At 64.2% G+C, this 25,762-nt stretch carries 21 protein-coding genes; 14 read left to right on the plus strand and 7 right to left on the minus strand.

Translation table 11 applies throughout. The annotated features are described in order from the left end of the window. Positions 1 to 30 precede the first annotated feature (30 nt). The 3 genes from CK222_RS01560 (at position 31) to CK222_RS01570 (ending at position 2,557) form a co-directional block, all read left to right on the plus strand. The gene (locus tag CK222_RS01560; RefSeq protein WP_067324144.1) at positions 31 to 1,053 is read left to right on the plus strand and encodes a LacI family DNA-binding transcriptional regulator; all 1,023 of its coding nucleotides are present in this window, start codon (positions 31 to 33) and stop codon (positions 1,051 to 1,053) included. After that, positions 1,050 to 2,033 (plus strand): 2-hydroxyacid dehydrogenase, encoded by a 984-nt coding sequence (locus CK222_RS01565; RefSeq protein ID WP_095799167.1) that lies wholly within the window; start codon positions 1,050 to 1,052, stop codon positions 2,031 to 2,033. Before CK222_RS01560 ends, CK222_RS01565 begins: the two co-directional genes overlap by 4 nt. A 131-nt stretch (positions 2,034 to 2,164) precedes the next feature. After that, positions 2,165 to 2,557, plus strand: coding sequence for a hypothetical protein (locus CK222_RS01570; RefSeq protein ID WP_176477547.1), 393 nt, complete (start codon positions 2,165 to 2,167; stop codon positions 2,555 to 2,557). Positions 2,558 to 2,563: 6 nt separating this feature from the next. Here CK222_RS01570 and CK222_RS01575 read toward each other — a convergent pair whose 3' ends face one another. After that, on the minus strand, positions 2,564 to 3,337 hold the full coding sequence (locus CK222_RS01575; RefSeq protein ID WP_095799168.1) for a gamma-glutamyl-gamma-aminobutyrate hydrolase family protein: 774 nt from the start codon (positions 3,335 to 3,337) through the stop codon (positions 2,564 to 2,566). Positions 3,338 to 3,582: 245 nt separating this feature from the next. Between CK222_RS01575 and CK222_RS01580 the strand changes: the two genes are divergently transcribed. Continuing rightward, complete coding sequence (locus CK222_RS01580; protein ID WP_067003340.1) at positions 3,583 to 4,692, plus strand: TRAP transporter substrate-binding protein; 1,110 nt, start codon at positions 3,583 to 3,585, stop codon at positions 4,690 to 4,692. A gap of 83 nt (positions 4,693 to 4,775) precedes the next feature. Here CK222_RS01580 and CK222_RS01585 read toward each other — a convergent pair whose 3' ends face one another. From CK222_RS01585 to CK222_RS01600, 4 genes are all read right to left on the minus strand, one after another. Beyond that, complete coding sequence (locus CK222_RS01585) at positions 4,776 to 5,804, minus strand: zinc-dependent alcohol dehydrogenase family protein (protein WP_067324152.1); 1,029 nt, start codon at positions 5,802 to 5,804, stop codon at positions 4,776 to 4,778. A 12-nt stretch (positions 5,805 to 5,816) separates the two neighbouring features. Then, positions 5,817 to 7,613 carry a TRAP transporter large permease subunit gene (locus CK222_RS01590; protein WP_176477548.1) on the minus strand — a complete coding sequence of 599 codons (1,797 nt, stop codon included), beginning with the start codon at positions 7,611 to 7,613 and terminating at the stop codon, positions 5,817 to 5,819. After that, on the minus strand, positions 7,610 to 8,215 hold the full coding sequence (locus tag CK222_RS01595) for a TRAP transporter small permease subunit (protein WP_095799169.1): 606 nt from the start codon (positions 8,213 to 8,215) through the stop codon (positions 7,610 to 7,612). The genes CK222_RS01590 and CK222_RS01595 overlap by 4 nt, the downstream gene beginning before the upstream one ends. A gap of 244 nt (positions 8,216 to 8,459) precedes the next feature. After that, entirely contained in the window at positions 8,460 to 9,365 is a 906-nt protein-coding gene (locus CK222_RS01600; RefSeq protein WP_095776991.1) for a branched-chain amino acid ABC transporter permease, read from the minus strand. Positions 9,366 to 9,459: 94 nt separating this feature from the next. Here CK222_RS01600 and CK222_RS01605 point away from each other — a divergent pair, with 94 nt between their 5' ends. The 10 genes from CK222_RS01605 (at position 9,460) to CK222_RS01650 (ending at position 21,949) form a co-directional block, all read left to right on the plus strand. Beyond that, on the plus strand, positions 9,460 to 10,068 hold the full coding sequence (locus CK222_RS01605; protein WP_095799170.1) for a CGNR zinc finger domain-containing protein: 609 nt from the start codon (positions 9,460 to 9,462) through the stop codon (positions 10,066 to 10,068). After that, positions 10,061 to 10,588, plus strand: coding sequence for a hypothetical protein (locus tag CK222_RS01610; RefSeq protein WP_095799171.1), 528 nt, complete (start codon positions 10,061 to 10,063; stop codon positions 10,586 to 10,588). Before CK222_RS01605 ends, CK222_RS01610 begins: the two co-directional genes overlap by 8 nt. 175 nt (positions 10,589 to 10,763) lie before the next feature. Further along, positions 10,764 to 14,267 (plus strand): indolepyruvate ferredoxin oxidoreductase family protein, encoded by a 3,504-nt coding sequence (locus CK222_RS01615; RefSeq protein ID WP_280951748.1) that lies wholly within the window; start codon positions 10,764 to 10,766, stop codon positions 14,265 to 14,267. A gap of 255 nt (positions 14,268 to 14,522) precedes the next feature. Next, the gene (locus CK222_RS01620) at positions 14,523 to 16,838 is read left to right on the plus strand and encodes an EAL domain-containing protein (RefSeq protein WP_095799173.1); all 2,316 of its coding nucleotides are present in this window, start codon (positions 14,523 to 14,525) and stop codon (positions 16,836 to 16,838) included. 223 nt (positions 16,839 to 17,061) lie between these two features. Further along, positions 17,062 to 17,982: a hypothetical protein gene (locus CK222_RS01625; RefSeq protein ID WP_245307499.1), complete on the plus strand. Its 921-nt coding sequence runs from the start codon at positions 17,062 to 17,064 to the stop codon at positions 17,980 to 17,982. A gap of 144 nt (positions 17,983 to 18,126) precedes the next feature. Then, positions 18,127 to 18,276 (plus strand): DUF3096 domain-containing protein, encoded by a 150-nt coding sequence (locus tag CK222_RS01630; RefSeq protein WP_067003359.1) that lies wholly within the window; start codon positions 18,127 to 18,129, stop codon positions 18,274 to 18,276. 272 nt (positions 18,277 to 18,548) lie between these two features. Next, positions 18,549 to 18,773, plus strand: a complete 225-nt coding sequence (locus CK222_RS01635; RefSeq protein WP_095799174.1) for an aa3-type cytochrome c oxidase subunit IV — start codon at positions 18,549 to 18,551, stop codon at positions 18,771 to 18,773. An 86-nt stretch (positions 18,774 to 18,859) separates the two neighbouring features. Continuing rightward, positions 18,860 to 20,128 (plus strand): Re/Si-specific NAD(P)(+) transhydrogenase subunit alpha, encoded by a 1,269-nt coding sequence (locus CK222_RS01640; protein WP_095799175.1) that lies wholly within the window; start codon positions 18,860 to 18,862, stop codon positions 20,126 to 20,128. Further along, a complete protein-coding gene (locus CK222_RS01645) occupies positions 20,128 to 20,550 on the plus strand; it encodes a proton-translocating transhydrogenase family protein (protein ID WP_067003367.1) in 423 nt (140 codons plus the stop codon). Before CK222_RS01640 ends, CK222_RS01645 begins: the two co-directional genes overlap by 1 nt. A 1-nt stretch (position 20,551) precedes the next feature. Further along, positions 20,552 to 21,949, plus strand: coding sequence for an NAD(P)(+) transhydrogenase (Re/Si-specific) subunit beta (locus CK222_RS01650; RefSeq protein ID WP_095799176.1), 1,398 nt, complete (start codon positions 20,552 to 20,554; stop codon positions 21,947 to 21,949). Positions 21,950 to 22,025: 76 nt separating this feature from the next. Here the strand turns inward: CK222_RS01650 and CK222_RS01655 are convergent, their stop codons facing one another. Together CK222_RS01655 and gyrB are read right to left on the minus strand one after the other, a co-directional pair. Next, entirely contained in the window at positions 22,026 to 22,943 is a 918-nt protein-coding gene (locus tag CK222_RS01655; protein ID WP_095776998.1) for a hypothetical protein, read from the minus strand. A 217-nt stretch (positions 22,944 to 23,160) separates the two neighbouring features. Next, positions 23,161 to 25,632, minus strand: a complete 2,472-nt coding sequence (gene gyrB / locus CK222_RS01660; RefSeq protein WP_095799177.1) for a DNA topoisomerase (ATP-hydrolyzing) subunit B — start codon at positions 25,630 to 25,632, stop codon at positions 23,161 to 23,163. Positions 25,633 to 25,762: the final 130 nt, after the last annotated feature.

The raw sequence follows: 25,762 nt of genomic DNA on the forward strand, positions 1-25,762 counted from the left end.
TAAACAGTTTAAAGGCCTCGGGGACCAAGGCTGGCACAGAAGATCAAGCTTTCGACGATCGCGGATGCGCTTGGCGTATCCACGGCAACGGTGTCGCTGGCGCTGCGCGACAGCCCGCTGGTCGCCGGCTCGACGCGCGAGCGCATCAAGGAGCACGCGCGCGCCATCGGCTATATCTACAACCGACGGGCCGCGTCGCTCCGCACCTCGCGCTCCGGCATTGTCGGCGTCGTCGTGCACGACATCATGAACCCGTTCTTCGCCGAGATTCTGCGCTCGATAGAAAGCGAGCTCGACCGCAGCCGCCAGACCTTCATCCTGTCCAACCATTATGACCAGCTGGAAAAGCAGCGCACCTTCATCGACACGCTGCTGCAGCTCGGCGCCGACGGCGTCATCATGTCGCCGGCCATAGGCACGCCGGCCGAGGACATCATCATGGCCGAGGAAAACGGCCTCCCGGCGGTGCTGATCGCGCGCACCGTCACCGGCGCCGACGTGCCGGTCTTCCGCGGCGACGATGCCTATGGCACGGCACTCGCGACCAACCATCTCATCTCGCTCGGCCACAAACGCATCGCCATGATCGGCGGCACGGACCAGACCTCGACCGGCCGCGACCGCTACCAGGGCTACGTCAACGCCATGGAAGCGGCCGGGCTGGAGGTGAAGCCGTCCTGGCGCATTCCTGGACCGCGCACCAAGCAGGCCGGTTTCGAGGCTGCAGGACAGTTCTTGGCGCTGAAGGACAAGCCGACCGCCGCCTGCTGCTGGAATGATCTGGTTGCGATCGGACTGATGAACGGCATCGCGCGCGCCGGTCTGGTGCCGGGCGTCGATATCTCCGTCACTGGTTACGACGACCTGGAGGAGGCTGCGATAGCAACGCCGGCCTTGACCACGGTCTGGAATGGCCAGCGCGAGGTCGGCCGCCGCGCCGCCAGCGCGCTGCTCGACAAGCTGAACGGGCAGGCCGTGCGGCCGTCGCAGGAATTGATCAAGCCGGAGCTGCACGTACGCCAGTCCACCGGCAAGCCGGTGGAGCGTCAATGACACAGACAGAAGCGAAGTCGCCGGTCGCCATCCTGGTGCCGGGCCGTTTCAACGACCATGCCATCGGCCGGATCGACAAGGCGTTCAAGCGCGTGCGGATCGAGCGCGCCGATCCGTCGCTCGTCACCGGCGAGATGCGCGAGAGCGTGCGCGGCATCGCCTCCTTCGGCGGCATCAGCGCGGCCATGATCGACGCGCTGCCCAATCTCGAGATCATCGCCAATTTCGGCGTCGGCTACGACTCTGTCGACGCTCGTCACGCGGCCGCCCGCGGCGTCATGGTCACCAACACGCCCGACGTGCTGACCGAGGAGGTTGCCGACACCACCATCGGGCTGTTGATCAACACGGTGCGCGAAATGTACGCTGCGGAGAAATGGCTGCGCGACGGCGACTGGGTGAAGAAGGGTGACTATCGCCTGAGCCGGCTCACCTTGCGCGGCCGCCGCGTCGGCATCTTCGGCATGGGCCGCATCGGCCTCGCCGTCGCCCGTCGCCTCGAGGCTTTCGGCCTGCCGATCGCCTATCACAACCGCCGCCAGGTCGATGGCCTGTCCTACGAGTACCATGCGACGCTTAAGGGTCTGGCCGAAGCGGTCGACACGCTGATTTGTATCGCGCCGGGCGGGGCCGCGACGGAGAAAGCCATCAACGCGGCGGTCCTGGCGGCGCTCGGTCCCGACGGCGTCTTCGTCAATATCGGCCGCGGCAGCACGGTTGATGAGGCGGCTCTGGCTGCAGCACTCTCCAATGGCACCATCGCTGCTGCCGGGCTCGATGTCTTTGCCGACGAACCGAATGTGCCCAAAGCGCTGCTCGATGCGCCCAACACCTCCCTTCTGCCGCATGTCGGATCTGCGTCCGACCACACCCGCCGGGCCATGGCGGATCTGTGCGTCGACAATCTCATCTCCTGGTTCGGCGAGCACCGGCCGCTGACCCCGGTGCCGGAGACGATCAACGTCAAGCCACGCGCCTGAGCGGAAGGCCGGCCACATTTATTAACGCCTGCTTAACCATCATTCTGCATACTTCGTTATGCATGTTGTCCAAATCGGCGCGTGGTTTGGAGACCGGCATGGCACGGCAAGCCAGGATGTGGAGAGGCGGAGTGAAGCTGTTAGCCGGGTTGATTGCGTCAGTCGCCTTATACGGGGGCGTTCAGTCCCTGCACGACGGCAACGGCCAAAGCGCGGTCGAGCAAGCCGGCCTCTCCAACAGCTATTGGCTGACAGCCAATGGCGACGAAGCGGCCTGCGCAATCAAGCGCGGCGCCGAGGTCTCGGACGGCCTGTCGCTGCTGACAATTGCTCCGAACTGCAGCAAGCTGATGCCTGGCATCGAGCGTGTGAAATTCTGGCGCGAGCAGGCCGACGGCTCGGTCGCGTTCAGCGAGAACGGCATCGATCCGATCGTCACCTTCGGTGTTGCTGATGGCGACGGCTACGAATCCTATGCGCCGGCCGCCCCGCTTTTGGCGCTGAACGCGACGACCAGCGACTGAGTTCGGCTATTCCGCCGCCGCGCGTGCACCGGCCTTCGCCGCCGCATGCAGGCGCACGGCATCGCCGAAGGCGCGGAAGATCTTTGCCGAGTTGCTGTCCGACTTCACCCAATATTCGGGGTGCCACTGGACGCCGACGGCGAAGGCGCGGGCCTCCTTGACCGAGACGGCCTCGATCGTGCCGTCGGTCGCCAAAGCCTCGACCTGCAGTTTCGATCCGAGCCGGTCGATCGCTTGGCGATGCAGCGAGTTGACCTTGATGTCGCCGGCGCCGAACACGCCGGCGAGGCAGGTTCCAGGCTTGATCGAAATCGTCTGGTGGATGCCGAAGCGCTCGTCCTGATTGTCGCTCACCGGCGCGCGGTGATCGAGCGAGCCTTCGCGCTCCTGGATCTCGGTGCCGAGCGTCCCGCCCAGCGCCACGTTGAGCTCCTGGATGCCGCGGCAGATGGCGAGCAGCGGCACGCCGCGCTCGATCGCCTTGCGGATCAGCGGCAGCGTGGTGGAGTCGCGCGCCGGGTCGTAGGGGCCGTTGGCCTCGCTGGGATCGCCGTCATAGAGCGAGGGATGCACATTGGATTTCGAACCCGTCACCATGACGCCGTCGACCGAGGACAGCAGCTCGTCGAAATCGAGCCGGTCGCCGAAGGACGGCACCAGGAGCGGGAACACGCCGGCGCCGGCGATCGCCGCCTCGATATATTGCTGGGGCGCGGCATGCCATGTGTAGTTGTCGAACTGGCGGACATCGGTTGAGACGGCAACGAGCGGCTGCTGCATTTTGGATACGGGTTCCATCGAGGGCTAACGAATTATTCTGCCTACAAAATAGGCGATCAGTCGGCACTTTGCCATGGCAAGTTTCGGTTCTCCGAATGGGCCAGGACGGTCGGCGTTAGACTATAGTTGCACGTTGCCCGCGGTGCTGGACTCGACATCTTGCCCGTGTATTGTTTCGCGCAGCCGATCAGGGCACCGCGGATGTCCGAATATCGGTCTGTTGGTTCTAAACGGGAGGAAAATGCATGGATCGTCGTTCGTTCATCCGTAAGGCCGGTGCATCCGGTGTTGGTGTCGCGGCAGCGGCCGCCGCGCTTGCCACGCCGGCGATAGCCCAGTCCAATCCGAAAGTGACCTGGCGGCTGGCATCGTCCTTCCCGAAATCGCTCGACACGATCTATGGCGGTGCGGAAGTGTTCTCAAAAATGCTGTCGGAAGCGACCGACGGCAATTTCCAGGTTCAGGTCTTCGCCTCGGGCGAGCTCGTTCCCGGCCTGCAGGCGGCCGACGCCACCGCCGCAGGCACCGTCGAGGCATGCCACACGGTGGCATATTACTATTGGGGCAAGGACCCAACCTGGGCGCTGGGTGCCGCAGTGCCGTTCTCGCTTAACGCGCGCGGCATGAACGCTTGGCACTATCATGGCGGCGGCATTGACCTCTTCAACGAATTCCTTGCAACGCAAGGCCTATTCGGCCTGCCGGGCGGCAACACCGGCGTGCAGATGGGCGGCTGGTTCCGCAAGCAGATCAACACGGTCGCCGATCTTTCCGGCCTCAAGATGCGCATCGGCGGCTTTGCCGGCAAAGTGGTGCAGAAGCTCGGCGTCGTGCCGCAGCAGATCGCCGGCGGCGACATCTACCCGGCGCTGGAAAAGGGCACGATCGACGCCGCCGAATGGGTCGGCCCTTATGACGACGAGAAGCTCGGCTTCTACAAGGTCGCGCCCTACTACTACTATCCCGGCTGGTGGGAAGGCGGCCCGACCGTGCATCTGATGTTCAACAAGGCCAAATACGAGGAATTGTCGCCCGCCTACAAGTCGCTGGTGCACACGGCCGCGCAAGCCGCCGACGCCAACATGCTGCAGAAATACGACTACCTCAATCCGGCGGCGGTGAAGCGGCTGGTCGCCAGCGGCGCCAAGCTGGCCCCCTTCAGCCAGGAAATCATGGCTGCCTGCTTCGAAAAGGCCAACGAAGTCTATGCCGAAATGGAGGCCAACAACGCGCCGTTCAAGAAGATCTGGGAATCCATCAAAGGCTTCCGCAAGGAGCACTATCTCTGGGCCCAGGTCGCCGAATACAACTACGATACCTTCATGATGGTGCAGCAGCGTAACGGCAAGCTGTAGCCGGGGATTAGCCCTCTCCCCTATGGTGACGGGGAGAGGGCGCTGTCACCGCCGGTTTCGCCAATCGCCAACGTTGCAGGACTTCAGGTCCGGCCCGGCACGACCAGCACCTTGACCTCGCCGGGGGCGGCTGGGTTCGAGATCACCTGCGGCGCCTCTTCGAGTGGCACCTGCCTGGAAATCAGCTTGTCGATCTCGATCGCGCCGGACGCGATGAGGTCCGCGGCGCGTCGATGCGTGAAGGGATTGATGAAGGACCCGAGGACCTTCAACTCCCGGAACAGCACGTCGAAAGGCTCGAAAGCCACCTTCTGCCCCTGCGGCATCACGCCGACGATCACCACCGTGCCTCCGGCCTTGGCAATTCGCATCGACTGCTCAACCGTGTCGCGAACCCCGGCGCATTCCAGCACCACGTCGACGCCGCCCGGCACAAGCCCGGCTTTTCCGGCGATGGCCTCGATGGGATCGACGGCGCTGGGATCGACCGTAGCGGTCGCGCCGAGTTCTTCGGCCAGCGCGCGGCGCGAGGCCTGCCTGGTCGATAGGATGATGGTCGCGGCACCGGCAAGCTTCGCCAATTGCACGGTGAGCAGGCCGATGACGCCGCCGCCGAGCACCACCACCGAGTCGCCGGGCCTGATTCCGGCGAGGTCGATGCCGTGCAGGCAGCAGGCCAGCGGCTCGCAGAAGGCGCCATGCGTGGGCTGGAGGTTGCCGGGCAGGAGGAAGGCCTGGCCTTGCGGCATCACGACATAATCGGCGAAACCGCCGTCCCGGTGGATGCCGATGGCCCTGAGATTGCTGCACAAATTGACGCGGCCGGCCCGGCACTGGCTGCAGCGCCCGCAGGCGATGTTGGGGTCGCCCGTGACCCGATCGCCGACGGCGATGCCGGACACCGCGTCGCCGACCGCCTCGACGATGCCGCAGAATTCGTGGCCAAGCGTGACCGGCGGCGTGCACGGGAATTCGCCATGGAACAGGTGGCGGTCCGTGCCGCAGACGCCGCAGGCTTCGATCCGCACCAGAACATCCTCCGGCCCCGGCGCAGGTTTGTCGACCGCACGAAGGGCGATGCCGCCGATTGCTTCCAGCCGTACGGCTCTCATGACTTGGTCACCTCAGTTGAAACTCGGCGGCTTGGAAAGATCGGGTGCCGGCGTCGCCGGGTTGGCGGGGGCCGTATCGCCGAAATTCGGCGGCTGTGACAAGTCCGGGGTGCCAGGCGCGGCGGGCGCCGAGCCGCCACTGGCGGGCGCCGCGCCATTGTCGCCCGGCGGCGTGCCGAGCGGCGCAAGTCCCGGCATGTCCGGCAGCTTGAGGTCGATCGTGCTCGGCTCGACCGCGGTGCCCTTGTAGCGCATTACCATTTGCGGGAAGGCGATGGTAAGCCCGATCATGATCACCTGGATACAGACGAACGGCACCGCGCCCCAGTAGATCTGGCCGGTGGTGACCGGCGCGATCTGCTTGCTGGTGATGCGGTCGAGATAGGGCACGCGCGCCGCGACCGAACGCAGGTAGAACAGCGCGAAGCCGAACGGCGGATGCATGAAGCTGGTCTGCATGTTCACGCCAAGCAGCACGCCGAACCAGATCAGGTCGATGCCGAGCTTGTCGGCGGCGGGCGCCAGCAACGGCACGATGATGAAGGCGAGCTCGAAGAAGTCGAGGAAGAAGGCGAGCACGAAAACCAGCACGTTGACGCCGATCAGGAAGCCGGTCTCGCCGCCCGGCAGCGAGGTCAAGAGATGCTCGACCCAGATATGGCCGTTGACGCCGTAGAAGGTGAGCGAGAAGACGCGCGCGCCGATCAGGATGAACAGCACGAAGGCGGAGAGCCGCGTCGTCGAGGCCAGCGCCTGCTTGATGACATCCATCGTCAGTCGCCCCTTGAAGCCCGCCATGATCAGCGCGCCGACGGCGCCCATGGCGCCGCCCTCGGTCGGGGTGGCGATGCCGAGGAAGATGGTGCCCAGCACCAGGAAGATCAGCGCCAGCGGCGGGATCAGCACGATCACCACCTGCTGTGCCAGCTTGGACATCATGTTGATGTGGAGGCGCTGGTCGGCGATCGCCACGATGTAGATGACGATCACGCCGACGGTGGCGCCGAGGATGTCCGCATTGTCGCCATGCGTCGGCGCGAGGTAACGATAGGCCGCATAGGAAATCGCGCCGGTCACCAGCAGCGCCACGATCAGCGAAATCACGCCGTGGCCGAGCGTGCGGGCCTCAAGCGGCAATGCCGGCATCGAGTTCGGCCGGACGATCGACATGATCAGGATGTAGAGCATGTAGATGCCGGTCAGAACGAGGCCGGGGATCAGCGCGCCCGCATACATGTCGCCCACCGAGCGTCCAAGCTGGTCGGCCAGCACGATCAGCACCAGCGAGGGGGGGATGATCTGGGCCAGTGTGCCGGAAGCCGCGATCACGCCCGAGGCGAGGCGCCGGTCGTAGCCGTAGCGCAGCATGATCGGCAGCGAGATCAGCCCCATGGCGATGACGGAGGCCGCCACCACGCCGGTCGTTGCGGCAAGCAGTGCGCCGACGAAGATCACCGCATAGGCAAGCCCGCCGCGGATCGGGCCGAACAGCTGCCCGACCGTGTCGAGCAGGTCCTCGGCCATGCCGGATCGCTCCAGCACGATTCCCATGAAAGTGAAGAATGGAATGGCCAGCAGCGTGTCGTTCGACATCACCCTTGTGCCGTAGAAATTATCCGGCAGCGCATGCAGCAGAGGCCAGGCGAGGTTGATCGAGCCGCCGGAATAGGGCGACAAGAGCACGCCGATGAAGAAGAACAACAGGCCGTTCGCAGCGAGCGAGAAGGCGACGGGGTAGCCGATCAAAAGGAAGATGATCAGCGAGGCGAACATGATCGGCGCCATGTTCTGCGCGATGAACTCGATCATGAGCGCACCTCGCCGGACAGCGCCTTGGCTTCTTCGGCAAGCGCTTCGGCCTCAAGCTTGGCCTGGTCGTGGGCCGAGACATAGGGAGTGGGATCCTCCATGTCGCCGCGCATGATGGCGATCTTCTTGATGATCTCCGAGACACCCTGGATGGCCAGCAGGAAGAAGCCGACGAGCAGGATGGCCTTGGCCGGCCAGACGATCAGCCCGCCGGCATTGGTCGACATCTCGCCGCTGCGGAAGGACAGCGACACGTAAGGCACGAAGTAGATCACCATCAGCACCACGAACGGCATCAGGAAGAGGAGATGGCCGAGGAGGTCGATCCAGTGCTGCACGCGGCGGGGGAACATGCCGTAGACGATGTCGATGCGGATATGGTCGTTCTGTTTCAGCGTATAGGCGGCGGCCAGCATGAAGGCGGCGCCGAACAGATACCACTGCAGTTCGAGCCAGGCGTTGGAGGAGATGTCGAACACCTTGCGGATGACTGCGTTGCCGGCGCTCACCAGGATCGCAAGCAGGATCAGCCACGAGATCCAGCGGCCGATGAACTCGTTGATGCGGTCGATCGTCGTGGATAGAGCGAGCAGCCCTGCCATGCATTTCCTCCCTCGCGCACCGGCCCCGAGAATCGCGATCGATTTCGGAAAAGCACGATGCCTAAATCAAAGTGCTGGCGCCGCGCCCGAGTCCCCCTCCGGTGTCGCGCCGCTTGGCCCAACGGTATGCAGTGCGTGGCCCGGATGGTCAACATGGCAAAGCACGTGCCGGCGATCCACGCGGCGAGCAACGGTAAAAACCGGTCACCTCACGGCGCGTCATGCAACCAAAGTCTGATGGGTTTCAGGCGACCTTGGCCTGGTCGCGGCCGGCGCCGATCAGCACCAGCATGGCGACGAGGAAGAGGTATATCCAGCCGTCGCGCCATTCGAGCGGGAAATAACCGGCCCACAGCGATTCGGCCATGCCGAAGGCCGCGGCACCGAGAGCAGCCTTGAGCGGCGACATGTAGCCGCCGACCGCCGTCACGAACAGGATCTTGAGGCCGTAGACGAGGCCCGTGCCGAAGCTGATGTTGCCGTAATAGATGCCGGCGAGCATGCCGGCAAAAGCCGCGCAGAAGCCGCCATAGAGCACCGCGCGGCGGAACACCGCGGTCACATCGATGCCACACATCGCGGCCGCCTTCGGGTCGTCGGACACGGCCCGCCAGGCCCGTCCGAAGCGCGAATGCGAAAACAGCCAGGCGGCCACTGCCACCATCGCCATCACCGCCGCGCAATCCAAGAGCTGGATAACGGTCAGCGTCACCTTGAAGCCGGCACCCTGCGCGAAGACGACGGGCTGGGCGAGCATCGGCGGCAGCCAGAGATCATGCGTGTCGGCGGCGATGCGGCTTGCTTCCGACAGGAATAGCAAGATGCCGAGCGTCGTCACCACGATCGCATTAGGCGACCGGTCCGCCAGCCTCTCGAACACGCTGCGCGACAGCACCTGGCTGATCAGCACCGAATAGAGCAGGGCAGCAACGATACCTAGCGCGACCGAGGCAAACAGCGTCAGCCACAGCGCCTGATAGCCGAAGGCGGCGGTCAGGATCATGGTGTGGCCGCAAAAGGCAAACAGCGCGCCATAGGCAAGGTTGGTGCGGTGCAGGATGCCGTTGGTCAGCACGTAGCCGAAGGCGAGCAGCGCATAGAGCGCGCCCGAATGCAGCCCGTTCAGCACCTGCTGATAGAAATAGAGCATAGAGCATCCCTAGGGCCGCGCGAAATGGCCCTGTTTGGAGCGTTGCACCCGGAATCTAACTTGTCAAATACGTTTTATCGGTTAGGTTTCCGGCATGACGGTTTCCTGGACCCCGCACCGCTTCACCGGCGGCATCCTCGCGCTCGACACGGCGAACACGGTCGTCCTGCGCAACGATCCCGGAAGGACCTTCGACCGTTTCGCTGATCCGGCCGAGATCGCCCGCTTCGCCGAGGCGGCGAGCGGCTTTCGCGCCGCCGAGCTTGGCGGCCGGCGGCTGGAGGCCCCTCAGCCGGGCGACATCGCCGCGGTCGTGCTGTCGATCCGCGAAGCGACGGACCGCCTGTTCCGCGATGCCATAGCGAAACGCGCGATCGCCGCCGGCCATCTGCCCGATTTCCTGACCGCCTGCGCCAAAGGCCTCTCCGGCAGCAGCATCGAAATCGGCGCGCCGGGCAGGCCCTTTGGCGATCCGGCGACGCCGATCGCTTTCGAGGCGGCTTTGGCCGTCTCGGCGCTTTCGCTGCTGCGCGACGACACCGTTGCCAGGCTCAGGATCTGTCCGAACTGCAGCTGGCTCTTCATCGACCGCAGCCGCAACTCAAGCCGCCTCTGGTGCGACATGGCCGTCTGCGGCAACCGCCAGAAAGCGAACCGCTACTATCGCCGCCGCACGGCGGCCAGGGAGGCCACCAATGCTTAGAAAATTCCGTTCGATCGCTCTCGGCGCGGCCCTGATCGCCGCGACGGCGCTCGGCGCCTGCCGCGACACCGGCAAGGAGCAGCTCTTCGCCATTTCCGGCAAGCTGTTCGAGTTCAACTACCGGCTTGGCATCGCCACCTATGTCATCACGCTGAGACCGCTGCGGCCGATGGGCGAGGGACAGATTGCGGTGGTGAATTTCCAGAATCCGGCCGGCGGCGACCCGCTCATCGTCAACCAGAAAATCTGGCCGAAGCTTCCGCATATCACCTTGACCAGCCCGCCGCTCACCTGCGTGGTCAAGGGCAAGCCCTATTCCGTCACGATCCGCATCGAGGATTCGAGCGGCACGTTGCTTCAAAGCCTCGAGACGACGATGACTTCCTCGGCGGACCAGACCATGCTGCCGGACCGGCCGCTGGTGATCGGGCCGAAATACGAGCTCAACCCGGACCTTGCCGGCCATCCCGACGGCAAGCTGCCGGATGCGCCCAAGCCGGATTGCTCGAAGGCGGCTTGAGGCCCGTTGACCGGTCGAAATTTTCGTGCGCTGCAAAGCGTTTAGCGTGCGATTGAATGCGGCGGCCGTTTCCAGCGGGACCGTTTGTTGCGTGCGCTCTGGCCGCTGCGATTTCGTTTGACCTGTCCCGCAAGGGAAGAAAGACTGCGGCCTCTCACTCCGACGTTGGCCGCCGATCCGCGGCGCGCCTCCGCAGAGGACATGCCTGATGACGCTGCATGACGTCGCGCTCGACGACAAGTTCGACCTTGCCAAGGAGCGCGTTTTCCTGTCCGGGGCGCAAGCCGTCGTGCGCATGCTTTTGATGCAGCGCGAGCGCGACCGCCGCGCCGGCCTCAACACCGCTGGCTTCGTCTCCGGCTATCGCGGCTCGCCGCTGGGCGGCCTCGACATGCAGCTGTGGAAGGCGAAGCGGCAGCTTGCGCAGGCCGACATCGTCTTTCAGCCGGGCCTCAACGAAGAGCTCGCCGCCACCGCCTGCTGGGGCTCGCAGCAGACCGAGCTGCTCGGCGAAGGCACCCATGACGGCGTCTTTGCCGTCTGGTACGGCAAGGGGCCGGGCGTCGACCGCTCCGGCGACGTTTTCCGCCACGCCAATCTCGCCGGCTCGTCGAGAAATGGCGGCGTTCTCGCCCTGATGGGCGACGACCATATGGCCGAATCCTCGACGAACGCACATGCCACCGAATTCCTTTTCGTCGACACCATGGTGCCGATCCTCAACCCCGCCGGCGTCCAGGAGATCATCGACTACGGTCTCTTTGGCTTCGCCATGTCGCGTTTCGCCGGCACCTGGGCGGCGATCAAATGCGTCAAGGACAACATCGAATCGACCGCTTCGGTCGACGCCTCGATCGAGCGGCTGAACATCGTCATTCCTGATTTCGACATGCCGCCGGGCGGCCTGAATATCCGCCACGAGATCGACATGCTCGGCCAGGAGGAGCGCCTGCATGAGCACAAGCGCGCCGCCGCCTCCGCCTTCATCCACGCCAACGGGCTCAATCGGACCGTCTATTCGGGCGGCCGCAACCCGAAGCTCGGCATCATCACCATAGGCAAGAGCTATCTCGACGTCCGCCAGGCGCTGGAGGATATCGGCATCGACGAAAATGCGGCCAATCGCATCGGTATCCGCCTGTTCAAGGTCGGCTGCCCCTGGCCGCTCGATTATCAGCATGTCGCCGACTTCGCCCGCGGCCTCGAGACCATCGTCGTCGTCGAGGAGAAGCGCTCGTTGATCGAGGTGCAGTTGCGCGAGAACCTCTACGGCTCCGCTATTCAGCCTGCCATCGTCGGCAAGAAGGACGAGCGCGGGGACTGGCTGTTTCCGGCAAAGGGCGCGCTCGACCCGAACGAGATCGCGATCGCGCTCGGCGAGCGTATCCTGCGCACCATCGGCCCCTCGGAGGAGATCGCGGCGCGGGTGGCGAAGCTGCGCCAGTTCCAGGCGATGCTCGCCGATACCGTCGACATCGGTTCGCGCACGCCGTTTTTCTGCTCGGGCTGCCCGCACAATTCCTCGACCAAGGTGCCGGAGGGCTCGCTTGCCGCCGCCGGCATCGGCTGCCACTTCATGGCGCTGTGGATGGACCGGAACACGGTCGGCTTCACCGCCATGGGCGGCGAGGGCGCGCAATGGGTCGGCCAGGCGCCGTTCTCCAAGCGCGGCCATATCTTCCAGAATCTCGGCGACGGCACCTACAACCACTCCGGCGCGCTGGCGATCCGCTTTGCGCTCTCCTCAGGCGCCAACATCACCTACAAGATCCTCTACAATGACGCAGTCGCCATGACCGGCGGCCAGCCGCACGAAGGTGGCCTCACCGTCGATATGATCGCCAAACAGGTGCGCGCCGAGGGCGTCGAGCGCATCGCCGTCGTTACCGACGAGCCGGCTAAATATGCCGGCAAGGCCGATTTCCCGCCCGGCGCCACGATCCATCACCGCGACGACCTCGACCTCGTCCAGCGCGAGCTGCGCGAGGTCAAGGGCGTGTCGGTGCTTCTCTATGACCAGACCTGCGCCGCGGAAAAGCGCCGGCGCCGCAAGCGCGGCACCTTCCCCGATCCCGACAAGCGCGTCTTCATCAACGAGCTGGTCTGCGAAGGCTGCGGCGATTGCGGTGTGCAGTCGAACTGCGTCTCGATCCAACCGGTCGAGACCGAATTCGGCCGCAAGCGCCGGATCGACCAGTCGAGCTGCAACAAGGATTTTTCCTGCCTCAACGGCTTCTGCCCCTCTTTCGTGACGGTGCATGGCGGCAAGATCAGGAAGGCCGAGGGGATTGCCGGCAAGAGCGATCCGCTCGAAGGCGTGTCGTCACCCGCCGAATTTCCACTCGGATCTCAGGGCTGGGCGGCGATCATCGACGGTGTCGGCGGCACCGGCGTCGTCACCATCGGCGCGGTGCTGGGCATGGCTGCCCATATCGAGGGCAAGGGCTGCGGCATGATCGACATGGCGGGCCTTGCCCAGAAGGGCGGCTCGGTCTTCACCCATGTCCGCATCGCCCCGACGCCCGAGGGCATCCACGCCATCCGCGTTTCCGCTGGCAAGGCCGATCTTGTGCTTGGCTGCGACCTCGTCGTCTCCGGCGCCAAAAAGGTGCTCGCCGCGGTGCGCGAGGGCCATACCATGTTCCTCGCCAACACCGCCGAGATCATGCCCGGCGAATTCACCCGTTCCGCCGATTTTTCGCTGCCGGTCGAGCGGCTGAAGAAGGCGATCCGTGCCGCCGCCGGCGACGACAAGGCCCACTTCTTCGATGCCACCCGCACGGCGACCGCGCTGTTCGGCAATTCGCTCGGCGCCAACATGTTCATGCTCGGCTTCGCCTTCCAGCATGGCGGGCTGCCGCTCTCGGCCGAAGCCGTTGAAAAAGCGATAGAATTGAACGGCGAAGCGGTGGTGATGAACATCGCCGCCTTCCGCTGGGGCCGTCGCGCCGCGCACCAGCCGGATTTCGTGCGCGGCTTGGTCGGTCGTACCGGCAAGCCGGCGTCGGCACCGGAAACGCTCGACGACATTGTCGCCCGGCGGGTGGCTTTCCTCACCGCCTACCAGAACGCCGCCTATGGCAAGCGCTATGCCAACAGGATCGCGGCGCTGCGCGCAGCCGAGGCGACAGCGGTTCCCGGCTCAACGGCCGTCACCGAGGCGGCCGCGAAAAACCTCTTCAAGCTGATGGCGATCAAGGACGAGTATGAGGTGGCCCGGCTTTACACCGACGGCAGCTTCGCCGCCGATCTCGCAAGGCAGTTCCAAAGCTACGAAAAGCTGGAATTTCACCTCGCGCCGCCGATCCTCGGGCGGCGCGGCAATGACGGCAAGCCGAGGAAGTCGAGTTTCGGCCCGTGGATGATGAAGGCATTTCGCCTGCTTGCTGTCATGAGAGGCCTGCGCGGCACCGCGTTCGACCTGTTCGGCCATACCGCCGAACGGCGCGCCGAGCGGCAACTGCTTGCGCAATACGAGGCCGATCTCGATCTGATCGCCGCAGCACTTGCGCCGGGCAAGGTCGAGGCCGCCGCCGCTCTGGCCTCCGTTCCGGCGCTCATCCGCGGCTATGGCCATGTCCAGCAGGCCAGCGCCGCCAAGGCGTCCGAAGAGCGCTCCAGGCTGCTGCAGCGGCTGACCGAGGCCGCTCCGGTGCCCGTTCTCAGCGCTGCCGAGTGATTGCGCCAGACCAATCCCGAAGTTTTCGTCGGTCGGCCTAAAGTGCCTCGCGTGGAAATGGATCCAGGAGAGGCGCTTTAGGCCTTTGTTCGATGCAGGTCGTTCTCCCAAAACCGCTGCGCACTTGTGGGTGACATGCGTTAGGTCCTTTGCGGCCCTTGGCCGGCAGACCGAAGCCGCTGCTCAAGGCGGTTCTGTTCTAAGCCTTTCTTAAGGCGGTTGTGTCATGACAAGGCTAAGCGTTGGGCCGACCCTATGGGCAAAACAAAGACCGAAAGCATCCCAGCGGATGTTTATATCCAATTTGTGCGGTCGTTGTTCGACAACGCGCACATGTTGTTGATCGGTGGCGCGTGCTACTGGATCCTCGGATTCATGATCTATCTGCGCACCCACAATCCCCTGTTCCTGGCGTTTTCTTTTGCCCTGCTTTCCGTCAGCCTTATCCGTTACTTCGGCATTCGCGGCTTCCTGAGGACAGGCGGCGCAATTGCCGATGTCGAACACGCGCAGCGGTTGGAGCGCAGCTACATCCTGAAGGGCTGCCTTCAGGGTCTCGGATTGGGCGCGCTGTGTTTCGTGTCGATCTACATATATCCCGAACCGTTCGCCGAGCTCGCGGCAATGTCGCTCACGCTGGCGACCCTGGTCACCGTTGTCGCCCGCAACTATGGGTCGCCGCGCATGGTGCGGATCTTTTCCGTGACCTTCATCGGTCCGGCGGCTCTCGCGCTCCTGCTGCGCATGGACGCGCCCTCCGTCGTCCTCGGCCTGATGATCATCCCGATGACGTTCATCACCATCACCGGCGCCGATCATGTCCGCAACGTGCTGTTCTCGGCGGTCATCGGCCACAAGCAGGCGAGAAACCTGACGCGCAGGTTCGACCGCGCGCTCAACACGATGTCGCACGGCCTGGTCATGCTCGGCCCCGACGGGCGCGTCGCCGTCGCCAATGCCGAGGCCGCCCATCTGATGTCGCTGAAATCGGCCGACGCGCTGCTCGGGCGCTCGATCCACGGCCTTCTGATGCGCGGCGTCGCCGGCGGCATGCTGGCACCGAAGGATTGCCGCTACATCGAGGCGCAGCTGACGCGCGCCTTGCGCGAGGGCCGGGACCGCAAGGTGCTCGTGTCGCTCGCCAATGGCCAGCACTACGAGTTCTCCGCGCGCGAAGGCAGCCAGGAACTCGGCGTCATCACCTTCGAGGACGTCACGGCCCGGGTCGAGGCGGAGGAAAAGATCCGCTTCATGGCGCGCTACGACAACCTCACCGGCCTGCCGAACCGTGCCTACTTCCACGAGCTGGTCGGCGAAGCCATGGCGTCCGGCGACCGCGACCGGCTCTGCGGCTTGGCGGTGCTCGACCTCGATGATTTCAAGAGCGTCAACGACACGCTCGGCCACCCGGTCGGCGACGGTCTGATCTACGCCGTAGCCGAGCGCCTGGCAGCGGTCGCCGGGCCGGGCATCAATGTCAGCCGCTTCGGCGGCGACGAATTCATGATCTATTTCGACCGCATCGAGGATGAGAGCCATCTCAGCAGCCTGCTCGACGAGATCTTCGCCGGCCTGCAGGGCGAAGTCGACGTCGCCGGTCACGGCCTGCGCATCCAGACCAGTGGCGGCGCGGTGTTGTCCGTGGTCAAGGACACCGACGTCGACGGCATGATCGTCAAGGCGGACCTCGCGCTCTACAAAGCCAAGGAGCTCGGCAAGAACAGCTGGCGGCTGTTCGAGGCATCGATGGACGCCGCCTTCCGCAATCGCCAGCTGATGAAGGCCGAACTGCGCAGCGCCGTGCAAGCCAAGGAGTTGCGCGTCGTCTACCAGCCGATCGTGTCGATGAGCACCATGCGCATCGCCAGCTGCGAGGCGCTCTGCCGCTGGGATCATCCCGATCTCGGCCCGATTTCGCCGGGCGTCTTCATTCCGCTGGCCGAGGAGATGGGCATCATCTCCGAGATCAGCTCTTTCGTGCTGCAGGCGGCCTGCGCCGAATGCGCCAAATGGCCGGCCCAGACCAGCGTTTCGATCAACCTGTCGGCCAAGGACTTCCGCAACCGCGACGTCGTGCAGAAGGTGCGTGATGCGCTGGCGGCGTCGGGCCTTGCGCCGCACCGGCTCGAGATCGAGGTGACGGAGACTGCCCTGCTCGACGACAAATCACTGACCCGCGAGCTGATCGAAGAGCTGAAAGCGCTGGGCGTCCGCATCGCGCTCGACGACTTCGGCACCGGCTATTCCAGCCTCAGCTACCTGCACAAGCTGCCGCTCGACAAGATCAAGATTGATCGCTCCTTCCTGATCGACGTGACCCAGAGCCCCCAGTCGCTCGATCTTCTGAAGGGTATCGTCGGCTTGACCCGGACGCTGGGCCTGGTCGTCACGATCGAAGGGGTGGAGACTTTCGAGCAGCTGAAGATATTGGTGCGTTCGGTCAAGCCAGACCTCGTGCAAGGCTTCCTGTTCGGCGCCGCGCTCAGCGCGTCCGGCATCGAGACGATGTCGAACGTCACCTGGCCATTCGCCGCGGACCTGCGCCTCGCCCCCAGACGGTCGGCCAGATAGGGAATTTCATCATTCAGGATTAAGAATGCGCGTTGCGTTGGCTACGCAGCAATTTTCGTCCAATCGGAAGGTTTTGACCCGATTGTTCAGGATCAAAAGCTCACATTTGTTTTATCTAAGCAATTCAATACGGCAAACTATTTTGGCTTGATGCCCTATATTACCGGTAGCTGCGGCAGCCAAGTCCTTTCAGCTCTGGCATCTGTGAACTCCTTGACATCGGATGCGTGCCAAGGTCCGAGTGTGCGGTCGACTTTTCCGCGCAACCCTTTCCGGCGCATTGTTAAGGTTAACGGAAGGTAAACCAGCAGTATCGAATTTTCGGCTTGTGTCTCATTTTGACTCGAATAGCCTGTTTACAGGCGGATACGAGGACTTGAGGATGGATACTGCAAGAAACGATGCGCAGGCTGACGCCGGCGCAAATGCTGGCTCGGCGCTGAATCGTTCGATCATGCAATTGCTGGAGCATGTCGATTACCGTTTGATCACGGGGGGCGAGGATCTGGAGGCGATCTACCGCCTTCGCTATCAGTCCTACCTGCGCTCAGGCATGTGCGGCCCGATCGCCAGCGGGATGTTCGAGGATCGCTGGGACAACCTGCCGAATTCCTACCGGTTCGGCGTCTATTTCGATGGCCACTTGGTCAGCACGCTGCGGCTCCATTACATTTCCCGCGAGCACCCCTATTCGCCCTCTGTCGACGCCTATCCGGAAATCTTGGCAGAGCGGCTTGCCCGCGGAGAAACCTTCATAGACGGAACCCGGTTCGCAACCGACGCGGATAGCGCGCCCGCGCCCGGAGTCCTGCCTTTCCTGACGCTGAGGCTCGGCATGGTGGCTTCCAGCTATTTTGGCCAGACGGCCGTGCTGACGCCGGTCAAGGTCGAACATTCCGCTTACTACGCCCGCATCTTCCATGCCGTGCAGCGGACAGAAGGCAAGGTGTTTCCGGGTGTCCTTGCGCCGATCGCCTTGTTCGAGATCCCCTGCGGTGAAAACTTGCGCCAGACGCTCGACCGCTTCCCGTTCTTCAAGTCGACGCCGGTGGAGCAGCGGATGATGTTCGCCAATCCGGCCATCAACCGGCTCACCCCTCTGTCGATCGTACCGACGGCCAAATACTATCGCGATGCCGCCTGAACGGGCGTCCTTCCGCGCATCGTGAACCTTCCCCGCGGCTCCCGCGTTACGAGTACCGGCGTCACTGATCAGCGACGGCGCCGCATTCTTGCCCCAGGCTTGTCGCCGGCTCAAATCGGGTTTTTCACGGGAAGGAGTACGATCATGACCATCCACTCGCTTGCGCTCACGCCCCTGATCTCGCTGATCGCCGGCATATTGATCCTGGTGATGCCGCGCCTGCTCAACTACATCGTCGCGCTCTATCTGATCGTGGTCGGCCTGCTCGGCCTGTTTCCGCACCTCGCCGCCTAATGCATCTCGCCTGAAACCGTGCAGCGGTTCTGGGCAACGGCACCCATCAAGAAGAGCTTTGAAGCGTCTCGCCTGAATCCGATTCAGCGCGACGCGCTTTAAAGGCCTACGACGCCCCTCGCCACGGCGAGGGCCTCCCATCGCAATTTTAGCTTCCGCCCATTTCAACTTTCGTTTGAGACTGTTGTCGCCGGCCGTGCGGCAATAGCGCCATTGCTCTTGCTCCGGCTTTTCGCTATGTGCCTCGAAGGCATTTTCGAAGGGGTATTCCTATGGCTGATCACACGCCGACCGGTCCTGTCGAACTGGGCGCGCAGATGGACTATGCCGAGCATGATCGTACTTACAACGCATTCCTCGCGCTGGCCAAATACGGCTCGCTCGTCTGCGCCGCCATTCTGCTGGCCATGGCCTTCGGCTTCTTCGCGGGCGGCTTCTTCTCGGCGACCATCCTGTTCATCGTGATCATGGCCGTCGGCTATTTCATTCTGCGGTAGACTCTCCAAGCCATTGCGTTTGACGTTCCGCCGGAGGTCCCGGCCGACGCCTTGCGCAGCAAGGTTCCAGCCGAAAGGATCATGCGGTGGGGCAGACGGTATTCATCCCTCGTGAGCTTGACGCGAACGAGCCGAGAGTCGCGGCCTCGCCCGAGACGGTGAAAAGGATGGCGGGCCTGGGCTTCGAGGTGATCGTCGAGAAGGGCGCCGGCCTGCGCTCGCGCATTACCGATCAGGAATTTGCCACCGCCGGCGGCACGATTGGAACTGCCGGGGACGCCAAGAACGCCGATGTGGTGCTGAAGGTGCGCCGGCCGACCGATGCCGAGCTCAAGGGCTACAAATCGGGCGCGGCCGTCATCGCCATCATGGATCCTTACGGCAACGATGCGGCGCTTGCCGCGATGGCCAGTGCCGGCATCACCGCCTTCTCGATGGAGTTCATGCCGCGCATCACCCGCGCGCAGGTGATGGACGTGCTTTCCTCGCAGGCCAATCTTGCCGGCTACCAGGCGGTGGTCGATGCGGCGGCCGAATATGACCGCGCGCTGCCGATGATGATGACGGCGGCGGGCACGGTACCGGCAGCAAAAACCTTCATCATGGGCGTCGGCGTCGCCGGTCTGCAGGCGATCGCCACAGCGCGCCGTCTCGGCGCCGTCGTCACCGCCACCGACGTGCGTCCGGCGGTGAAGGAGCAGGTGCAGTCGCTCGGCGCAAAGTTCCTGGCGGTCGAGGACGAGGAGTTCAAGGCGGCGGAGACCGCCGGCGGCTACGCCAAGGAAATGTCGAAGGAATATCAGGCCAAGCAGGCGGCCCTGACCGCAGAGCACATCGCCAAGCAGGATATCGTCATCACCACGGCGCTGATCCCTGGACGTCCGGCGCCGAAGCTGGTCTCGGCCGCCATGGTCGCCTCGATGAAGCCGGGCTCGGTGATCGTCGACCTTGCGGTCGAACGCGGCGGCAATGTCGAAGGCGCTCAACCCGGCAGGGTCGTGACGACGGAAAACGGCGTCAAGATCGTCGGCCATCTCAATGTGCCCGGTCGTGTCGCGGCATCCGCCTCGCTGCTCTATGCCAAGAACCTCTACGCCTTCCTCGAGACAATGGTCGACAAGGTGACGAAGACCCTTGCCATCAAGCGCGATGACGAGCTGGTCAAGGCGACGATGCTGACCGATGCCGGCCAAATCGTGCACCCCAGTTTCGCCAAGGCCGCCGGGCAGCCGCGCACCGAGCCGGCTGCGATCCCGGCCACGGTCCTGGTCGCGGAGGCCGCCGACAAGAAACCGGCGCCCAGGAGGAGGGCCGCAGCCAAGTCACCCTCGCCTAAGCCAGAAGGGACCGCGTGATGGAACAGCTGCAGAAAGCCCTCGACCAGCTCGATCAGGCGACCGCTGCCGTACGCCTCGCGGTGCAGGATCTCGCCAATGCGCCCGCCGGCGCCGAGGCTGCCGGCAACGCCGCGCACGCGCTCTCGGGCGGCGCCATCGATCCCTTTGTCTTCCGCTTCGCCATCTTCGTGCTGGCGATCTTCGTCGGCTATTATGTCGTCTGGTCGGTGACACCGGCGCTGCACACGCCGCTGATGGCCGTCACCAACGCCATCTCCTCGGTCATCGTCGTCGGCGCGCTGCTCGCCGTCGGCATCGCGGCCTCCGGCCTTGCGGCGGGCTTCGGCTTCATCGCCCTGGTGCTGGTGTCGGTCAACATCTTCGGCGGCTTCCTCGTCACCCAGCGCATGCTCGCCATGTACAAGAAGAAGGAAAAGTGACGTGACCGTCAATCTCGCTTCCTTCCTCTATCTGGTCTCCGGCATCCTGTTCATCCTGGCGCTGCGCGGCCTGTCGCATCCGACCACCAGCCGCCAGGGCAATCTCTACGGCATGATCGGCATGGGCATTGCCATCGCCACCACGCTGGCGCTGGCGCTGCCCTCGGCTGGCCGCTTCGGCCTGATCGTGCTCGGGCTTGCCATCGGCGGCGGCGTCGGCGCCTATGTGGCGCGCCGCATCGCCATGACCTCGATGCCGCAGCTGGTCGCCGCCTTCCACTCGCTCGTCGGTTTCGCCGCCGTCATGGTGGCGGCGGCCGCCATCTACGCGCCGGAAAGCTTCGGCATCGGCACGGCCGGCGACATCCATGCCCAGGCGCTCATCGAGATGAGCCTCGGCGTCGCGATCGGTGCCATCACCTTCACCGGCTCGGTCATCGCCTTCCTCAAGCTCGACGGCCGCATGTCCGGCAAGCCGATCATGTTCGGCGGCCGCCACCTGATCAACATCGCGCTCGGCGTAGCCCTCGTGGTGCTGATCGTGCTGCTCGTCACCACCGAATCCAAGCTAATCTTCTGGCTGATCGTCGCCGCTTCGCTGGTGCTCGGCGTGCTTCTGATCATCCCGATCGGCGGCGCCGACATGCCGGTCGTGGTGTCGATGCTGAATTCCTATTCCGGTTGGGCGGCAGCGGCGCTCGGCTTCACGCTCGGCAATCTGGCGCTGATCATCACCGGTGCGCTGGTCGGTTCTTCCGGTGCGATCCTGTCCTACATCATGTGCAAGGGCATGAACCGCTCCTTCATCTCCGTCATTCTCGGCGGCTTCGGCGGCGAGACGGCTGCGGCTGCCGACGACGGCATCGAGCGCACCGTCAAGCAGGGCTCGGCCGACGACGCCGCCTATCTGATGATGAACGCGCAGAAGGTCATCATCGTGCCGGGCTATGGCATGGCGGTGGCCCAGGCCCAGCACGCGCTGCGCGAGATGGCCGACAAGCTCAAGGCCAATGGCGTCGAGGTAAAATACGCCATCCATCCGGTTGCCGGCCGCATGCCTGGCCACATGAACGTGCTGCTCGCCGAGGCCAATGTGCCCTATGACGAGGTGTTCGAGTTGGAGGATATCAACTCCGAATTCGCCCAGGCCGATGTCGCCTATGTCATCGGCGCCAACGACGTCACCAACCCGTCCGCGCGAGATGACAAGAGCAGCCCGATCTACGGCATGCCGATCCTCGACGTCGACAAGGCCCGCACCTGCCTGTTCGTCAAGCGCTCGCTGGGTTCGGGCTATGCCGGCATCGACAACACGCTGTTCTATAAGGACGGCACCATGATGCTGCTCGGCGACGCCAAGAAGATGACCGAGGAAATCGTCAAGGCCTTCGATCACTGATCCGGCTTGCCATCTCAAAGACCGAAAAGCCCGGCCGTGAGCCGGGCTTTGTCTTTCAATCACCGGATGGTTCAGTCTAGCCTTTGGACAGGAAAAGCGCCTCGTCTTCGTCGCGCTGCTTGCCGCCGAGAGCTGCGGCAGCGCTGGCGATGAATGCGCCGATGACCAACGCCAAGGCGCCGATCAGGGCAAATGAGGCCGTTGCCTTCCTGGCCGTGTCTGCCGCCTGCTTGGCCTTGGTCTTAGCCTCCTCCACCTTTGCAAGCACCGCATCGACACGGGCCTTTGCGTCGGCTTCCGGAAGGCCTGTGCGGGCAGTCACAAGCTGCGCCAGGTAGGTCTTGTCGTCGGCCGACACCTCACCGGAGGCGGCACTTGCGACCAGGATGCGAGACGCTTGCGCCGTGGTCGCCGCGTCGTTTTGCGGATTGGCGGCTGCAAGCTTGCTCGCATCCGCCGGACGGAACAGCGTGTCGACGAAATACGATGTCGCATTGTCGACCGAGGCGCCGTTGGCGTTTGCCGACGCGCCTGCCGAGGCACCCATCGCGGCGCCCGACGCGACAGTGGATGCCGCCTGCACGCCCGTCCCAACTGCAGCCGACAGGACCGAGCCGAGAACACCGGCGACAAGCAACGTGGCCAGCGCCCAGGCAAGGAAGCCGTGGGTGGTGTCGCGGAAATAGACCTCGTCAGTGTGGACGCCAACCCATTTGGTCCGCAACCGCCCGGCAAGATAACCGCCTAGGCCCGCCGACAGCCATTGCACGACGATTAACCAGGCGCCCGTGGTAGCCGCGAAGGTGGTGACCGAAGGATTCGACGCGGACCAGGGCGAAACCATCGTCAGCCCGAGTCCGGAGCCGAGCAAGGTAAGGATGAGAGTCAAAGCCGAGGCTGCGAAAGCGCCAGCGATAATCGGCCCCCAACTGACGGCGGTGGCGGAGGATTCTAGCGTACCGGGAGCATCGGTTGCCGATAGGGTGGGCTGCATCGAAGCCTCCTAGCGGGCAAAAAGCATGATGAGAATGATGATCGGAATCGGAACCCCGAGCAACCAGAGCAAGATACCGCGGCCCATCGAAACCTCCTGAAACAAGTTGTGATCGATCTGTCACAATGTTTCAGGCGACCTTCTGTTCCGGTCGGATCACCCCATCCGCCACGGACGGCGGACCGACGGCAGGCTGAGAGGCCCGATGGCACGGTCCTCAAATATCCAGATTGGCCACCGACAGCGCATTGTCCTGGATGAACTCGCGCCGCGGCTCCACCTCGTCGCCCATCAGCCGTGAGAACAGGCTGTCGGCGTCGGTCGCGTCGGCCACCTTGACCTGAAGCAGCGAGCGCACATTCGGATCCAGCGTGGTTTCCCAGAGCTGTTCGGCGTTCATCTCGCCAAGGCCCTTGTAGCGCTGCATGGTCAGTCCCTTGCGGCCAGCCGCGAACACCGCGTTGAGCAGCGCCAGCGGCCCGGAAAGGAGCTCGAAAGTCTCCTTGCGGCGCAGCGCCGGCTGCTCGCCATAGACTTCCGCCAGGCGCGCTGCATAGCGGTCCAGCTGGCGCGCATCGGCCGAATTGATCAGCCCGGCATCGAGCTGGACCGCGTCCTTGACGCCGCGCACGGTGCGTTCGAAGACATAGCCGCCCGACCCGTCATTGGAGGTCGACAGCCGTCCGCTCCAGCCGCGCTCGGTCTCCTCGGCGATCATGTCGAGCCGCCTGGCGACGTGTTCGGCCATGGCGGTGGCGCGGCCGAGATCGGCGAGCACGTCGGCGTTGAGCGCGCCGGCGATCGCCGCCTGCTCGACGACACTGCGGTTGTAGCGCGTGTGCAGCCCGTTGATCAGGTGCCGCACCGCCAAGGCGTCGTCGACCGCGCCGCGCAGGTCCTGTCCGGTCCGCACCTCGCCGGAGGCGAGCGTCAGTGAAGCCTCTTCCAGCCCGGACTCGATCAGATATTCCTCATAGGCGCTTTCGTCCTTGAGATATTGCGAGCTCTTGCCCCGCGTCACTTTGTAGAGCGGCGGCTGGGCGATGTAGAGATGGCCGCGCTCGATCAGCTCCGGCATCTGCCGGAAGAAGAAGGTGAGCAGCAGCGTGCGGATGTGGGCGCCGTCGACGTCGGCGTCCGTCATCAGGATGATCTTGTGGTAGCGCAGCTTGTCGGCGTTGAACTCGTCCTTGCCGATCGAGGTGCCGAGCGCCGTGATCAGCGTGCCGATCATGTCGGAGCTGAGCATACGGTCGAAGCGCGCCCGCTCGACATTCAGGATCTTGCCCCGCAGCGGCAGGATCGCCTGGTTCTGGCGCGAGCGCCCGCCCTTGGCCGAGCCGCCGGCCGAGTCGCCCTCAACGATGAAGATTTCCGATTTCGCGGGATCGCGCTCTTGGCAGTCGGCAAGCTTGCCGGGCAGCGAGGTGACGCCGAGCGTGCTCTTGCGGGTTATGTCGCGCGCCTTGCGCGCGGCTTCGCGCGCGGCGGCCGCCTGGATCACCTTCTCCACCACCACCTTGCCTTCGCTTGGATGCTCTTCCAGCCAGGTGCCCAGCGCCTCGTTGACCAGGCTTTCCACCACCGGCCGGACTTCGGAGGAGACCAGCTTGTCCTTGGTCTGCGAGGAGAATTTCGGATCCGGAACCTTGACCGACAGAACGGCCGTCAGGCCTTCGCGGCAGTCGTCGCCGGTGAGCGAAACCTTTTCCTTCTTGGTCTGGCCGGAGGACTCGCCATAGCCGGTGATCTGCCTGGTCAGCGCGGCGCGGAATCCGGCCAGATGCGTGCCGCCGTCGCGCTGCGGGATGTTGTTGGTGAAGGCCAGCACGTTCTCGTGGTAACTGTCGTTCCACCACATCGCCACCTCGACGGTGATGCCGTCGCGCTCGGCGCGAATGGCGATCGGCTTCTCGATCAGCGGCTTCTTCACCCGGTCGAGATACTTGACGAATTCCTCTAGGCCGCCGTCATAATGCAATTCGTGGCGCACGAGGTCGGCATGGCGCGCGTCGGTCAGCACGATGCGCACGCCGGAATTGAGGAAGGCGAGCTCGCGCAGCCGGTGCTCGAGCGTGTTGTAGTCGAATTCGACCATGGTGAAGGTTTCGGCTGACGGGAAGAAGGTGATCTCGCTGCCGCTGCGGCCTTCATAGGTCCCCGGTCGCTTGTCCTGCTCGTAGGTGCCGGTCACCTTCAGCGGAGCGTCGGCATTGCCATGCGTGAAGCTCATCTCGAAGATTTCGCCGTTGCGACGGATCTTGAGCTTGAGCCATGCCGAAAGAGCGTTGACCACCGAGACGCCGACGCCGTGCAGGCCGCCCGAAACCTTGTAGGAGTTCTGGTCGAATTTGCCGCCGGCATGCAGCTGGGTCATGATCACTTCGGCCGCCGAGACGCCCTCGCTGGGATGGATATCGGTCGGAATCCCGCGGCCATTGTCGATGACGGTCACCGAGCCGTCGGGGTTGAGCGTCACCGAGACGAGGTCGGCATGCCCGGCCAGCGCCTCGTCGATGGCGTTGTCCACCACCTCATAGACCATGTGATGCAGGCCCGAGCCGTCGTCGGTGTCGCCGATATACATGCCCGGCCGCTTGCGGACAGCGTCCAACCCCTTCAAAACTTTGATGGAATCGGCGCCATACTCGGCTTCCGCGCCAATGGCGCTTTCGGTCTGATCGCTCATAAATACCTGTCTGATTGATGTCGCTGATCCGGCGCGGAAAAATGGTCCCGAATCGCGCCGTTTTGATGTCCTAGATATAGGCGCAAATGGCCGTTTTTCCAAGGTTTGCAGGCGTTTTGCCGGCTTGGCG

Source organism: Mesorhizobium sp. WSM3866, from assembly GCF_002294795.1.
Lineage (GTDB): Bacteria > Pseudomonadota > Alphaproteobacteria > Rhizobiales > Rhizobiaceae > Mesorhizobium.